13 protein-coding genes and 1 pseudogene are annotated in these 14,481 nt (G+C 42.2%); all 14 read left to right on the top strand.

Annotated elements, in window-relative coordinates; translation table 11 throughout:
* Positions 1-135 precede the first annotated feature (135 nt).
* The 14 genes and pseudogenes from EXU30_RS03630 (at position 136) to rfbC (ending at position 14,478) form a co-directional block, all read left to right on the top strand.
* Positions 136-402, top strand: coding sequence for a GIY-YIG nuclease family protein (locus tag EXU30_RS03630; RefSeq protein ID WP_242620311.1), 267 nt, complete (start codon positions 136-138; stop codon positions 400-402).
* A gap of 726 nt (positions 403-1,128) precedes the next feature.
* A complete protein-coding gene (locus EXU30_RS03625) occupies positions 1,129-1,989 on the top strand; it encodes an HAD-IIB family hydrolase (protein WP_165398956.1) in 861 nt (286 codons plus the stop codon).
* Positions 1,990-2,006: 17 nt separating this feature from the next.
* The gene (locus EXU30_RS03620; RefSeq protein ID WP_130597861.1) at positions 2,007-3,227 is read left to right on the top strand and encodes a glycosyltransferase family protein; all 1,221 of its coding nucleotides are present in this window, start codon (positions 2,007-2,009) and stop codon (positions 3,225-3,227) included.
* A gap of 93 nt (positions 3,228-3,320) precedes the next feature.
* The gene (locus EXU30_RS03615; protein ID WP_130597860.1) at positions 3,321-5,168 is read left to right on the top strand and encodes a sugar phosphorylase; all 1,848 of its coding nucleotides are present in this window, start codon (positions 3,321-3,323) and stop codon (positions 5,166-5,168) included.
* A gap of 729 nt (positions 5,169-5,897) precedes the next feature.
* On the top strand, positions 5,898-6,452 hold the full coding sequence (locus tag EXU30_RS03610) for a DUF4136 domain-containing protein (protein WP_130597859.1): 555 nt from the start codon (positions 5,898-5,900) through the stop codon (positions 6,450-6,452).
* Between the two features lie 378 nt (positions 6,453-6,830).
* A complete protein-coding gene (wecA, locus tag EXU30_RS03605) occupies positions 6,831-7,874 on the top strand; it encodes a UDP-N-acetylglucosamine--undecaprenyl-phosphate N-acetylglucosaminephosphotransferase (RefSeq protein ID WP_130597858.1) in 1,044 nt (347 codons plus the stop codon).
* A gap of 3 nt (positions 7,875-7,877) precedes the next feature.
* Positions 7,878-8,258, top strand: coding sequence for a DVU3141 family protein (locus EXU30_RS03600; RefSeq protein ID WP_130597857.1), 381 nt, complete (start codon positions 7,878-7,880; stop codon positions 8,256-8,258).
* 30 nt (positions 8,259-8,288) lie between these two features.
* Positions 8,289-10,013, top strand: a complete 1,725-nt coding sequence (locus EXU30_RS03595) for a polysaccharide biosynthesis/export family protein (protein ID WP_130597856.1) — start codon at positions 8,289-8,291, stop codon at positions 10,011-10,013.
* Position 10,014: 1 nt separating this feature from the next.
* Positions 10,015-10,800 (top strand): ABC transporter permease, encoded by a 786-nt coding sequence (locus EXU30_RS03590; protein WP_130597855.1) that lies wholly within the window; start codon positions 10,015-10,017, stop codon positions 10,798-10,800.
* A gap of 4 nt (positions 10,801-10,804) precedes the next feature.
* On the top strand, positions 10,805-11,455 hold the full coding sequence (locus tag EXU30_RS03585; RefSeq protein ID WP_130597854.1) for an ABC transporter ATP-binding protein: 651 nt from the start codon (positions 10,805-10,807) through the stop codon (positions 11,453-11,455).
* A gap of 3 nt (positions 11,456-11,458) precedes the next feature.
* Positions 11,459-11,992, top strand: a complete 534-nt coding sequence (locus tag EXU30_RS20475; RefSeq protein ID WP_242620310.1) for a hypothetical protein — start codon at positions 11,459-11,461, stop codon at positions 11,990-11,992.
* Positions 11,989-12,936, top strand: coding sequence for a KpsE/RkpR family capsule polysaccharide export protein (locus tag EXU30_RS20470; protein WP_242620309.1), 948 nt, complete (start codon positions 11,989-11,991; stop codon positions 12,934-12,936). The genes EXU30_RS20475 and EXU30_RS20470 overlap by 4 nt, the downstream gene beginning before the upstream one ends.
* A 97-nt stretch (positions 12,937-13,033) precedes the next feature.
* Positions 13,034-13,940: pseudogene (gene rfbA / locus EXU30_RS03575) on the top strand (glucose-1-phosphate thymidylyltransferase RfbA).
* Complete coding sequence (gene rfbC / locus EXU30_RS03570) at positions 13,927-14,478, top strand: dTDP-4-dehydrorhamnose 3,5-epimerase (protein ID WP_130597853.1); 552 nt, start codon at positions 13,927-13,929, stop codon at positions 14,476-14,478. The pseudogene rfbA and the gene rfbC overlap by 14 nt, the downstream one beginning before the upstream one ends.
* Positions 14,479-14,481: the final 3 nt, after the last annotated feature.

Below are 14,481 nucleotides of genomic sequence, written 5' to 3'. Positions count from 1 at the left end.
TGAATATAGCAACGAAACCCACAAGTCATTCCCGCAACGCTTTTGAGCGGGAATCAATTCCTAATTAATAAGCTAAACTTTCTTATTTGCTAAAACTTAATGCAAGGATTGCAAGTGCCTATAGGATATGTGTATATGATGGCCAATAAAAAGGATGGTTCAATTTATATCGGCGTCACCTCTAATTTGATCAATCGTGTTTATCAACATAAAGCGAAGTTGGTGAAAAGCCATACTCAGAAGTACAATATTAACCTGCTTGTATATTATGAAGTGCATGATGAAATTGGCTCTGCTATTGAACGAGAAAAGAAGCTAAAGCGGTGGAGGAGATCTTGGAAGTGTCAATTAATAGAAAAGCAAAATCCTGATTGGTTAGATTTATATCAAGAAATCTTATAATCGGCTGTAGAATACGTTTTGTTTGGGTTTTCCTATTTGCTCAGAGTTAACAACATAAGACCCTCGATTAACAGTTTTTCGAGGGTGACCAACCACACGTCATTCCCGCAATGCTTTTGAGCGGGAATCAATTCCAGCCTCCAACATAAGACCCTCGATTAACAGTATATCGAGTGTGACGTTTGGATATAGCAACCCAAACCACAAGTCATTCCCGCAAAGCTTTTGAGCGGGAATCTATTTCAACGACCAACATAAGACCCTCGATTAATAGCTTCTCTAGGGCGGTGCGAATGCCATTCACAACGACATGTTGCACTGACTTGGTGCAACAAATACTAAATCAGTACTTCAAATGGCAGACTTGATCCTTACCTCTTTAGTTATATTCAGCCTTTTTTTAATTAATAGTGTTTAAAATTAGTTACTTACGCCAACTTCACCCTGTCACCTCACAGCTCTACGTTAGCTGGCATAGTTCCTGAACCCATTTTAGTACCGAATCAGAGCGGGAACATGAACATATCATTGCACCTTTTAAGATATGAATGAGCTTTTTGGAAGCCAGTCTCTTTAGCAGGGATGCTAAAGCGGAGCTATCAGGGATGGTTTTACGGCGTCTTGAGCTTTCAAAGTTCATTTACTCCCTGTGCAATCGTAAATGCTCATGTTCTTGCCTAGGAATCGAGTTAGTTCAAAAAACTATCGAGCAAAATGGGGAAGGGTATGACAAAACAGCCAATAATCTATACCGATATGGATGGCACCTTGCTAGATCATTACGACTATAGCTTTACCGAGGCTATACCAGTAATGGAGGCTCTAGCTGAACGCAAAATTCCTATCATTGCCAACACCTCTAAAACCTTCGCTGAAATGGAATCTATTCAGCAAACCTTAGGCTTTAACGCGCCCTTTATTTGTGAAAATGGCGCTGCCGTTTACATTCCCAAAGGTTATTTCACCACACAACCGCAAGATACAGAGGAGCGTGGCTATTACTGGGTGAAATCGTTTTGCCAGCCTCGTAGTCACTGGATTGAGGTGCTTACGACCCAGGTTACTGAGTTCAAAAAATACTATGTTGGATTTTCTGCAATGACGGTTGAGTCGTTGTGCAGTGTGACTGAGCTAACCCCTGCAAAAGCCAAGCTTGCGCTGATGCGCGAACACACTGAGCCATTACTGTGGCTTGGAAGTGAGAATATCAAACAACAATTTATCGAAAAAATGCAGCAGCTTGGCGCTGAGATGCTAGAAGGTGGCCGCTTTTTGCATGTTGGTGGCCAGTCTGACAAAGCCCAAGCGATGAATTGGTTGACCATGCTATATGCCTTTGAGCGGGCTCAAACCATGTACACCATTGCATTAGGTGACAGTGGTAATGATATTGCCATGCTTAACGCTGCAGACGTGGCGGTGCAAATTAAATCTCCAGTTCATGATTTCCCCTTGTTGCATACCAAAAAGCCGGTGCTTAAAAGCCCGTATCCAGGTCCAAGAGGCTGGGCTCATTGTTTAAGTGAGCTGTTGCTTACTCCAAGCCTAGTCGAAATATGTGACCGCGCAGCTAATCAAGGTGCTTAACAAAGAGGGAAAATGAAATGGCTGATTTTTATCAAAATGGCATAGTGACCACATTACATAATCTTTCCCAACGAAGTGACGAAGCACTTGAAGCTGAGTTAATAAAGTTCGCCAAGGTGCGACCATTGGGTTTAATACTACCTTCATTGTTTTCAGAGCTCGAAGGCGAGGCAATGCCTGACATCGTTAGTAAACTTGCTCAGGTGCCATATCTTAGTGAAATCGTTATTGGTTTAGATAGAGCTGACAAAGCACAATACCAGCATGCACTTACATTCTTTAAGGATTTGCCTCAGCATCATAGAGTGCTGTGGAATGATGGCCCAAGACTAAAAGAACTTGATGCCAAGCTAGAAAAGCTTGGACTGGCACCGCAAGAAATGGGCAAAGGGCGCAATGTTTGGTATTGCATGGGCTACATTCTGGCGTCAGGTAAATCTGAATCTATTGCGCTGCATGACTGCGATATAGTGACATACGAGAAATCACTGCTTTCAAGGTTGTTATACCCAGTAGCTAACCCGCAATTTAACTATGAATTTACCAAAGGCTATTATGCGCGGATCGCCAACGGCAAGATCAATGGCCGCGTTTCCAGGTTGCTGGTAACACCGTTAATTAAAGCCTTAAAGCGAGTTGTTGGTTATAACGATTATTTAGAATACATGGATAGCTTTCGCTACCCGCTAGCGGGGGAGTTTTCTTTTAGGCGGGATGTACTCAATGACCTGCGTATTCCCAGTGACTGGGGACTTGAAATCGGCGTGCTTAGTGAAATGCAGCGCAATTATGCTCACAACCGCATTTGTCAGGTTGATATTGCAGATAACTACGATCACAAGCATCAGGACTTATCGCTAGATAACACTGAAGCTGGTTTGTCGAAAATGTCGATTGATATTACTAAGGCGTTTTTCCGCAAGCTTGCTACCCAAGGTGAAACCTTCAGCTGTGAAACCTTCCGCTCGTTAAAAGCGACTTATTATCGAATTGCCCTGGATTATGTTGAGAACTATCACAATGACGCGTTAATGAACGGGTTGACCACTGACATTCACCTGGAAGAAAAGGCGGTGGAGATGTTTGCGCAAAATATCGTTACGGCAGGGCAGCGATTTTTAGACAATCCAATGGAAACACCATTTATGCCAACTTGGAGCCGGGTGATAAGTGCGATGCCAGATGTGCTTACAAAACTCAAAGCGGCAGTTGATGCAGATCATGCGGAGTTTATGTAGCTTTGTGATTGCATGTCTGGCGGTTTTAGTTATAAGTCAGTCTATACGTTAGTGGTTCCAAGCATAAGCTATTCAGAATCAAGGGTAAGTGATATGTACAACACTAAACTCCAAGTTACTGATAATACATCAGGTGAGAGTTTAATTAATGAGAATAACTCAGCACATAGTGATGTGAGAAAACAAGCCAAATTACTGGATAGCTTAATTGCTAAATTAATCCAGCAATTGGCAATCATTTATGCAAACGTTGAGTTACAGCAAAACTACAGCGCTATTGCCGGAAATCTCGTTGAAACTATGGGATTGGATGCAGATTGCCATGAGCCAACGCCATACAGTAATTTGTGGAGCGAGCAAGATATTGTGCTCATTACTTATGGTGATAGCGTGTTTACAACATCATCAACCAGCAGCAGTGCACCTTTAGCGACCCTGGATAAGTTTTGTGACGAGTATTTACCTGAACTGACCGGTATCCATGTTTTGCCATTTTTTCCATATAGCTCAGACGATGGCTTTGCGGTAATGGATTATTCTACAGTGAATCCTTCCTTAGGAGATTGGCAAGACATTAATCGTATTGCGAGTAAGCGTAGGTTAATGGCCGACTTGGTGATTAATCACTGCTCAAGTCGCAGTGTATGGTTTGATAACTTCATTAAGCAAAAAACACCTGGCAAAGATTACTTTTTTACTGTTGACGAAGATGCCGATATCTCAGATGTCGTGCGTCCAAGGGTATCGCCTCTATTGCGGGCAACCCGAACAGAAAATGGTGTAAAGCAGGTGTGGGCGACCTTTAGTCACGATCAAGTCGACTTTGATTTTCGTAATCCTGAGGTGTTAATCCAATTTGTGAGGATCATTCGTCTGTATTTGGATATGGGCGTCAATATATTCAGGTTAGATGCAGTGGCATTTTTGTGGAAGGTCACTGGTACTAAGTGCATCAACTTGCCACAAACCCATGAGGTTATTCGTCTACTGCGCACGCTGGTGGAACACGCTCAGCCAGATGCGATGATCATTACCGAAACTAATATCCCTAACACTCAAAATTTAACCTACTTTGGTAATGCTAATGAGGCACATGGTATTTATAACTTTTCTCTGCCGCCGTTGTTAGTTAATACCCTGATTACCGGAAGCTGCTTATATCTAAAACGCTGGTTAATGAGCATGCCGCCAGCACAGAATGGCACTACGTATTTCAACTTCATTGCTTCCCACGATGGAATAGGCCTAAGGCCTGTCGAAGGGTTACTGCAGCAAGAAGAGGTGGATACATTAGTGGAAACCATGGAGCTGTTTGGCGGTAAAGTGTCATGGCGAGCAGATAAAGAGGCTCAAAAAGCCTATGAAATCAATATCGCGTTAATCGACGCTCTCAAAGGCACGATTAAGGGAGAAGACCACCTCGGCTTCGAGCGTTTTATTTGCGCCCATACCATCATGCTAGCACTTGAAGGCATACCGGGAATTTATATCCATTCACTATTGGCCACTCGCAATGATTACCAAAAGGTAGCTGCAACCGGGCAAAATAGGGCAATCAATCGCCATCGCTGGGATATAAATGAATTAATCGAATTGCTTGAAGATAAGCATAGCCAGCACCATCAAGTACTAAGCAGCCTTAATCATTTAATTAAGCTACGTAAACAACAGGCAGCATTTCATCCAAACGCGACTCAGTTCACCTTGCATCTAGGGTTACAGCTGTTTGGAATTTGGAGGCAAAGTCAGGACAGGCAGCAAAGCATTTTCTGTATCAGTAATGTGAGTGATCAAGACGTGACTTTACCGCTAACCGAAATCAACCTTATTGTGTCAGAGTCTTGGTATGAGCTAATTACAAGCACCAAATTAGAAGCGGATATGACCAGCATGACGCTAGCGCCATATCAGACGGTATGGATAAGCAATATTGCAACATAAGACCCTCGATTAACAGCGTTTCGAGGGTGACACTTGATGGAGCTGCACTTCCTGGGGGAACAACAACCATTCACTCCTACAACCTAACCCACATGTCATTCCCGCAATGCCTTTGAGCGGGAATCAAATCCAGCTGCCACTATAAGACCCTCGATTAACAGCACCTCGAGGGTGACATAAGGAGATAAACACCCGAGGGTTACGTATAAGGGGAAGCTGCATCTCGAGTACAATCCGGCGTTCATTCCCAAAACGTAACCAATCAGTCATCCTTATCTACAACCTACACGTCATTCCCGTAACGCTTTTGGGCGGGAATCTTGCCCGTCAATCACTATCCATTACGTTAACTAGTACTCGGATCAAAGCCATATTACAACGTTGAAAAATAAAAAAGTGGTGAGTAGCAACTAGATTGTGTAGCAGTCAGCTAAGGTTCAGCTAGCTAAGATATAATTAAGTTACTTTTAAAGCTGAAAGAAACCTTTAGCTGAGCAAATTGGTGCCGAACTTTCTGTCAACCCAAGCTTGTATGCCACCCGAGTTGTTTATCAGCTCAAGCTATAGTCGAGCTAAGTCGCATTCAAAATCTTCTACATGTGGTTATGTGAAAGAATTTAAGTGAGCCTACACATCGTTGTAGCGCTGAATGTAAATACATTAACTATGCTTGACTTGCCATACTGCGCAGATAAGCTAAAGAGAATCAACCTGTTGTTGGAGCAACACATGAAAAAATTATTTGCCTTTATCGCCATCGCTGCACTTTCTGCGTGTAGCTCGTTAAAAACTAACTCTGACTTCGATCCGGGTGTGTCATTTGACCAATACAAGAGCTTTGCCTGGATTGAAAAGAAATCAGATAGCCAGTACCACCTTGATGGCCTAATGGACCAACGTGTTCGCAATGCGGTAAATAACGAAATGACGGCAAAAGGGCTAAAACAAGTCGGCGCTGAATCTGCAGACTTATTAGTTAACTACTTAACCAAAGTAGACAAGAAGATTAATGTAGACACCTTCCATACGAACTATGGTTATAACCCATATTACTACCGTGGTTGGGGTTACGGTGGCAGCATGCAAAGCCACACAACCGTGCGCGAGTACGAGGTAGGCACATTGATTATCGACTTAGTTGATAATAAAACTGACAAACTAGTATGGCGTGGTACAGTTGCTGACACCATCAAAAACAAGAGCACACCTGAAGAGCGAGAGCAGCTGATCAATGAAGCGATCAACAAAGTGATGTTAAACTTTCCTCCTAAGCCAGAAAGCTAATCATCCGATGAGCTGAGTAACCTAGATAGTGTTTGAGAGCTGCTTATTAAAGCAGCTCTTTTTATGTTACCTAAGTATATGTTTAGTAGACTTAATCCGTCGTTAATTTCTGGGTTACTTTTGATAGGGGAAATAAGCTCAAGCTAGTACAAACAGGTAGTTAGATTATTCTAAAAAACTTCATACATATTTACTCAAATGAGGTATACTTTTGCTGTTACACTAGCTCTGCCCTAGAAAGTGATTGATATTGCATCGTATTGCGTTGATGTTACACAGCTACAAGCATAGGAAGTGTTTGTAAAGGACAGGTTTTAGATACTCATAATAGCGACCGGTAAAAACTGAATCACTGCAAAGGAAAACTTAAGGACAAGTATGGATTATTTTATTCCCCTTTTGAGTAGCTTTATCATTGCGTTCACCACAATTCGACTCTGTAAACCCATTGCCATTCGAACTGGCTTAGTAGACTCTCCAAACGCTAGAAAAATACATGTAGGCGAAGTACCCCTAGTCGGAGGTTTTGGGATATTTATCTCAATTCTTACCGCATCAATGCTGTTTATCGACAATAGCCGCCATTTAAATCTCTATCTGATCGCTTCCGCGCTAATTCTATTCTTAGGTACATTAGATGACCGTTACGACTTGAGTGTTAGAGTCAGACTCGTATCTCAAGTTATTGTAAGTTCGCTAATCATATTTGGTACTGAAATACACTTAACTAGCTTAGGCAACCTTTTTGGGGTGTTTGAAATACAACTAGGGTACATAGGCGCGCTAGTTACAGTGGTAGGGATTATTGCAGGAATTAATGCATTCAATATGATTGACGGTATTGATGGACTAGCTGGCTCGACTAGCATTATTACTTTTTGCTCTCTAGCTTATTTATTCGCTGATAGCGCAAATGAACTCTTTTTATTACCTGTTTTATTCATCGCGGCACTTGCGGCCTACTTAATGTTCAACCTTGGGTTGCACCGGTCACTATCTAAAGTGTTTATGGGTGATTCCGGTAACATGCTTATTGGACTGACAATAGTTTGGCTTATGGTGATTGGCGTTCAGTCAGAACAACAGTATCTAAGGCCTGTCACAGCCCTATACTTAATCGCGATTCCATTGATGGATATGGCGGCGATTATGATTAGAAGAGTAAAGCGAGGAGTCTCGCCGTTTAAAGCCGACCGAGAGCATCTGCACCATATTTTTGAAAGAGCAGGGTATTCACGTAAGCAAACCTTGTGCATCATCAGTCTGATGAGCGTGTTTTTCGCGGTAATAGGTTGTTGGTCAGAAGTTGAGCAAGTACCTGAGTGGATAATGTTTTTCACGTTTTTAATTGTATTTGCCATGTATAATTGGGCATTACAGAATATTTGGACAATTTTGACTTGGCTTCGCAAGAAGAGTTAACAGATGAAATTTAGATGTAATCTAGTAAGTATTGTTGGTGTATTGCTAATGGCGGGATGCTCGATGTCTCCACCTATTGTTGAGCCTAAAGTGAGCTTGGTTGAACAAGCTCCAGATATTTCCCGTTATCGACAAGTACCACAGCAGTATTGGGCAGACTTAAATCATGCATCATCGGGTACAGAGATAGTCCACAACAACAATGTGATTTCAGTTGGTCAACACTACTTCTCTGCGTTAGGGATGAGCTGTCGAAACTTAAATGTAAGTAAAGCAGCATCGATGAGCGAGCAACTAGTCGTTTGCAAAGATACAAACGCTGCATGGTATATCGTGCCACAAATTATTGACCGAGAATCGCAACCTGTCTTTGCGGAACAATAACAATAACAATAAACTGATAGATTTATCACTATGACAAAATTACTGAACGTTGCAGGCGCTATTTCACTATTGTTAGGCTTTATTGTGAGCTCAAATGCGGTCGCTGTTGATGAGCAACCTCAAAGCCTAAGCCAACTTCAATCTTTGGGTAACAATAACCAAAACATTTCTAATTCTAGCTTACAGCAGGGTACGTTTAATAAGACTAATCGCTCAGGTGTTTTGTTGCCAGGTGAGGCTAGTGCGCAAGAGTTACTTCCTGCCGCAGAAGAAGGATTGCCGCCGCCATTTGGTGCCAACTTATTCGCTGGTGGGTATGAGAGTGAACGCTCTGACGGCTTAAACGATGATTACGTAGTTGCACCAGGCGATAAAGTGTCTGTTTGGCTTTGGGGGGCAGTGAATCAATCAGAGGTACTAACGGTTGATAATCAGTCGAACCTGTTTATTACCAATGTCGGCCCAATAAATGTGGCCAATGTCAAAGCTAGCCAGCTCAACCAAGTGGTTACCGAGCGTATTAAACAAGTCTACAAGTCCAGTGTGAGCATCTATGTAAATCTACTTACAGCAACTCCTGTGAGTGTCTATATCACTGGAAGTGTTATTCGGCCTGGGCAATATGCTGGGGTAGCTTCTGACAGTGTACTGTATTATTTGAAACGTGCTGGAGGTATAGACTCAGAGCGAGGTAGTTATCGCTCTGTCAAGGTGCTAAGAAACAACGAAGTGATTAAAGAGATTGATTTATATGACTTCGTATTAGGTGGTTATTTACCTCGATTTAATTTTAAAGACGGCGATGTCATTTTAGTTGAACGTCAGCAGGCGACTATTTTGGTGACAGGGTCAGTAAGAAACCCATTTCGATTTGAGCTTGATAAAGACGAGTCGATAGGTACTGATCTAATTAAAATTGCGCGTCCATACGCCAAGGTAAGCCATGTAGGTGTTGTTGGCGATAGAGCTGACGGCCCATTTTCAATCTATGTACCTTTCGCCGAGTTTGCGCAGTTTCAGCTAAAAGACGGTGACCGCGTGTTTTTTAACGATGATATCAGAGCACAAATCTTCGACATTCAGGTTGCCGGCAGCTATTTAGGTCCATCGTATTTCGCAGTCAAAAAAGATACTCGTCTGTATGATCTTTTAGCACATATTGAAGTAGACCCTAACTTAGCTGATTTTCAATCTGTTTATATCCAACGTAAGAGTGTTGCTCAAAAGCAAAAGGAGCTTATCGATCAGTCTTTAGAGCGACTTGAGCGAAGTGTATTTACTGCACCAGCGTCTTCAGATGGTGAAGCAAGTATCAGGTTGCAAGAAGGGCAAATGATTCTGCAATTTACTGAGCGTGCGAGAAAAATTGTACCACTAGGCAAGGTAGTTATTGCAGAAAACGGCAAAATAGCCAACGTTTTGCTTGAGCAGGGAGACATTGTCCATATCCCTGCCAAAAGCGACCTTGTTCAGGTTGGTGGCGAAGTGATGATGCCGCAGGCCTTGGTGTACAACGAAAATGCAACTGTAGAAGATTACATTGCGTGGGCTGGTGGATATAGTGAGCGAGCTAACTATGAGCAGATTATGGTGATCAATCCAAATGGTATGGTTAGATTAAACGCAACAGGCGCGCTTAAGCCTGGAGACCAGATCCTAGTCCTACCGAAAGTTGACGCCAAGATCATGCAAAATGTTAAAGACATCACGCAAATTATCTACCAAATTGCTGTAGCGGCTAACGCGATTAAATAATATGACGACGTTAATAAAGCGCAATAATTGGCAGGTCTGGAAAGATGTTGTTTTTGCGCTTTTTGTAAGAGAAATTAGAACCGGATTTAACGACAAGTTTGGATTAGCCTGGGCGGTAATTAACCCTGTTGTATTCATTTTTGCGCTTGCCTACGGCCGTTCATTAATTTCAGGCCCTGAAACCCATAGTATGCCTGGATTTACCTTCATGGCACTAGGCTTGCTGATGATCCAGCTGTTTCTTGAAGTGCTAAATAATACGTCTAATGCAATTAAGAAGAACAAGGCTCTATACGCGTTCAGACAAGTTCAACCAATAAGTGGGATTATCGCTTCAGGTGTGTTTCAGTTGTTGGTGAAATTGGTTGCTATGTTAGTGATTGCCCTGCTGATGTTCCTGATGGGGATTGAATTGCGATTTGATAACCCGTTACTAATGCTTAGCAATATCTTAATGTTGTGGCTAATTGCTATGTCAATAGGGTGCACTTTTGCAATCATGGCTTGCTATGTAGAAGAGATGCAAAAGGTCTTAAGTTTACTGTCGCGGCCTTTATTTTTTATCTCGTGCGTATTCTTCTCACTTCAAGATGTTCCTAGGGAATACTGGCCATATTTAAATTGGAATCCTATTGCTCATGCAATTGAGCTTACTAGGTATGGGGCATATACCAGTTATGGGTTAGAGGGTGTAAGTCAACTGTTCTTGGCAATGTGTACGCTAACAACGGTATTTTTGGCTTGCTGCAGTTACTTCGTTAGCTGGAAACAAGCTATAAGCAGGTAGTCAATTGATTGTTATTGATAATCTAACGAAATTCTATCCTTCAAAACTTGGAAACCAATACGTTTTTAAGGATTTGTCTTTTGTTATTCCTGGCGGGCATAACATTGCTATTTTAGGTCGCAATGGTGCAGGTAAGTCCACGTTATTTAGGATCCTTGCAGGCAGTGAGTATCCAAATAAAGGGCGAGTGATTACTGATTTAAACTTGTCTTGGCCAGTTGCACTGACAACTGGAATACACCCGCAGATGACAGGGCAAGAGAATACGCGTTTCATCGGTACCATTAACGGCGTAGCCAATTTAGATGAGTTTGAGGACAAGGTTAGGGAGTTTGCGCAGTTAGGGGAAAGATACCTGTTACCTGTTCGAACATACTCTAGTGGCATGAGGTCTCGTCTTGCATTTGCATGTTCAATAGCGATTGATTTCGATGTCTATTTAATTGATGAAGTAACCTCGGTGGGTGATATGAAGTTTCGAAAGCGCACTAAGGATGCACTTACCGAAAAGAGTAAGCAAGCTAATGTAATTATGGTCAGCCATGAGATGAATGAATTGCGACACTTCTGTGATAGCGCTTTAGTTTTAAATCAAGGGCGACTCACGTTTTACGATGACCTCGAAGAAGGTATTGCAAATTATCAGGCGCTATAAAATATGAGCTCAAAAGAAATTAGTGATTTAACAGAACAAAAATTCGAGCAGCTTGAAAAACAGCAAGATGCAAAAGTTTGGAATAGTTGGCAAGATTTGCTGAATCTAGCAAATGACCTTAAAGGTGAAGATATTTATCTTGCAAGGCGAGTGTTGTGGCGCGCGAAGTTTTTGGCACCGGAGAATGAAGAGCAAGTGTTAGCCGCGATTAAGACAACTCAAAGAGAAATTAAAGCTGACGAAGTTGGGTCTGAGTATGATGAAGGTGAATCAAATTCTGGCGGTAAACGTCGAGCAACGTCACTGTTAGCAAAATTTGCTTTTCTGCTAGGAGAAACTGAGCAGCAAGATAAGGCTAGGCAAGTAGTTAAGCAACCATGGTTTATTTTTGTAGTTGCCCCCTTCTTATTATTTGCGTTTTATCAAATCGTTTGGTCTAGTCCACGCTATGAAAGCCGTGCTCAACTAATCGTTCAGCAACCTGATAGCATGGCTACAATGGATGCTTCGATGGCGTTGTTAACAGGGTTGGGGTGAGTAATGCAGGCGGTACTGATTCGGAATTGGTGAAAGCCTACATCAACTCAGAAGACATGTTAAATCACTTAAATTCTGAGCTTGGGTTGTTTGAGCATTACACCTCTGGCAATGTCGACTTTTTCTCAAGACTTGCCTCTGATGCCACTAAGGAAGAGTTTTACGAGTATTACTTGAAACGCACGATAGTCACTATTGATGACAAATCTGGTGTGATTAGTGTTTTTTCTCAGGGATTTTCTCCAGAGTATGCTCATCAGCTGACAGTTCAAATTATTGATAGAGCAGAGTGGTACATTAATTCAATAGGTCATCAGCTAGCGGAAGCTCAACTAAAGTTTATCCGACAAGAGCACAGCAAGGTTGAAAACCGATTACATGATGCCAAGAAACAGTTGATTGGTTTCCAGCAAAACAACAACTTATTAGATCCCGAAGCCGAAGGCATAGCATTGCAGCAAATTGCTTATGGTATGGAGGCTGAAGTTGCTAAAAAACGAGCTGAGCTTAAAACATTGAAGTCAATTATGACTGATCAGGCTCCACAGGTCATGATATTGCAAGCTGAGTTGGACGCTCTTGAAAAGCAGTTAGCTACTGAAAGGCAACGCTTGTCTTTAGCACAGAATGAAACCGCAGTCGTTGAAGGAAATTATTCTGGCGAGCCCAAAGCCATTAGCCAAGTTTTAGCGAATTACTCAGATTACAAGATTGAGCTTGAGTTAGCGTTGCAAGCATACACGTCTTCAGAGATCTCGCTTGAAAAATCAAGAATCGAAGCGTACCGACAATTAAAGTATTTAATTGTAGTGGAGTCGGCTACGACTCCTGAAGATTACCAGTATCCGCAGATTATTTATAATCTTACGTTATTTGCGGTGATACTGATAATGTTGTTTACCGTTGGTAAGATCGTACTCGCGACTGCGAGGGAACTTAATTAGTCCGATAGTGGGGTTCCATAGTTTAAGCGGCTAATAGAAATAGCATAACAGATTATTTTTAGGTGTAATTATTAATAACTTAAGCCCAATAAGTCGTTTGCCATCTTGTAAAGGTATTATCCTTGCCGGGGGACGGGAACGCGCTTGTACCCATTGACGCAAGTCGTTAGTAAACAGCTCATGTCTGTATATGACAAGCCGATGATTTATTACCCTATATCGACCCTACTGCTGGCAGGTGTAAAAGAGTTTTTGTTGATTGTTACGCCAGAAGAGCTTCATCGCTTTCAACGGCTGTTAGGCGACGGCTCTCATTGGGGGATCAGCATTGAATATACGGTGCAACCAAGTCCCGATGGTTTAGCTCAAGCATTTATTTTGGCTGAAGAATTTCTACAAGGAGCCCCAGCGGCACTAATTCTTGGTGACAACTTGTTCTATGGCCATGACTTGTCCAGCTCTTTGCAGCGCGTCGCTCAAAAAAGTTCAGGCGCAACAGTGTTTGGCTACCATGTATCTAACCCACAAGCCTATGGTGTGGTTGATTTTGATGGCTCTGGCAAAGCGGTATCGGTAGAAGAAAAACCCAGCAAACCTAAATCAAACTACGCAATCCCCGGCGTTTACTTCTTCGACAATAAGGTTGTTGAATTAGCGAAGACAGTTACCCCTTCCTCTAGGGGGAGCTAGAAATAACGGATTTAATTCATTTGTATCTCGAGCGCGGGGAATTAGATGTAGAAATCATGGGGCGAGGCACTGCTTGGCTTGATACTGGTACGCTTGACGACCTGTTAGACGCGGCCAACTTTGTTCGCTCTATTGAAAAAAGGCAAGGGTTAAAAATTAGTTGCCCTGAAGAAATTGTCTATCGAATGGGCTATATCGATAGCGAGCAGCTAAGACGCTTAGCACAACCATTACAAAAGTCTGGCTACGGTCAGTACTTGTTAGATGTATTAGAACAATCTTACTTTAGCGCTGCAAAAAATGAAGTTTATTGATACAGAAATTGAAGATGTAAAAGTAATTGAGCCTGTCGTTTTTGGCGATGAACGAGGTTTTTTTATGGAAACCTTTAGGGCGGATTTGTTTGCGCTTAATTGTGGCCAAACTGAGTTTGTTCAGGAAAACCATAGTAAGTCGACAAAAGGGGTGCTAAGGGGCCTACATTACCAGACTCAAAATACCCAAGGAAAACTTGTTCGGGTCACACAAGGTGAAGTGTTTGATGTAGCAGTCGATTTGCGAATAAATTCTAAAACTTTTGGTAAATGGGTTGGAGTTAATTTATCTGACACAAACAAGCGACAGCTATGGATACCAGAAGGTTTTGCGCATGGGTTTTATGTGTTAAGTGAGACGGCGGAGTTTGCGTATAAATGTACAGATACTTATAACCCTAATGCCGAAGTATCGATTAGCTGGGATGACCCCGATATTGCCATTGATTGGCCGATTTTAGATAACTTACCAGTTCAGTTATCAGGTAAAGATATAGCCGGGATTAGTTTTACCGAGGCACCTAAATTCGATGACTGACGC

Source organism: Shewanella maritima (assembly GCF_004295345.1).
Taxonomy (GTDB): domain Bacteria; phylum Pseudomonadota; class Gammaproteobacteria; order Enterobacterales; family Shewanellaceae; genus Shewanella; species Shewanella maritima.
Note: the sequence above shows the minus strand (reverse complement) of the source record. Positions and strands in the feature narration are given on the sequence as shown.

Bases quoted from the DNA above. Each gene is read 5' to 3' on its own strand.
- EXU30_RS03620 (WP_130597861.1), top strand. From the start codon at position 2,007: ATGGCTGATTTTTATCAAAATGGCATAGTGACCACATTACATAATCTT.
- EXU30_RS20475 (WP_242620310.1), top strand. From the start codon at position 11,459: ATGAGCTCAAAAGAAATTAGTGATTTAACAGAACAAAAATTCGAGCAG.
- EXU30_RS03625 (WP_165398956.1), top strand. From the start codon at position 1,129: ATGACAAAACAGCCAATAATCTATACCGATATGGATGGCACCTTGCTA.
- EXU30_RS03595 (WP_130597856.1), top strand. From the start codon at position 8,289: ATGACAAAATTACTGAACGTTGCAGGCGCTATTTCACTATTGTTAGGC.
- EXU30_RS03630 (WP_242620311.1), top strand. From the start codon at position 136: ATGATGGCCAATAAAAAGGATGGTTCAATTTATATCGGCGTCACCTCT.
- EXU30_RS03600 (WP_130597857.1), top strand. From the start codon at position 7,878: ATGAAATTTAGATGTAATCTAGTAAGTATTGTTGGTGTATTGCTAATG.
- wecA (WP_130597858.1), top strand. From the start codon at position 6,831: ATGGATTATTTTATTCCCCTTTTGAGTAGCTTTATCATTGCGTTCACC.
- EXU30_RS03590 (WP_130597855.1), top strand. From the start codon at position 10,015: ATGACGACGTTAATAAAGCGCAATAATTGGCAGGTCTGGAAAGATGTT.
- EXU30_RS03615 (WP_130597860.1), top strand. From the start codon at position 3,321: ATGTACAACACTAAACTCCAAGTTACTGATAATACATCAGGTGAGAGT.
- rfbC (WP_130597853.1), top strand. From the start codon at position 13,927: ATGAAGTTTATTGATACAGAAATTGAAGATGTAAAAGTAATTGAGCCT.
- EXU30_RS03610 (WP_130597859.1), top strand. From the start codon at position 5,898: ATGAAAAAATTATTTGCCTTTATCGCCATCGCTGCACTTTCTGCGTGT.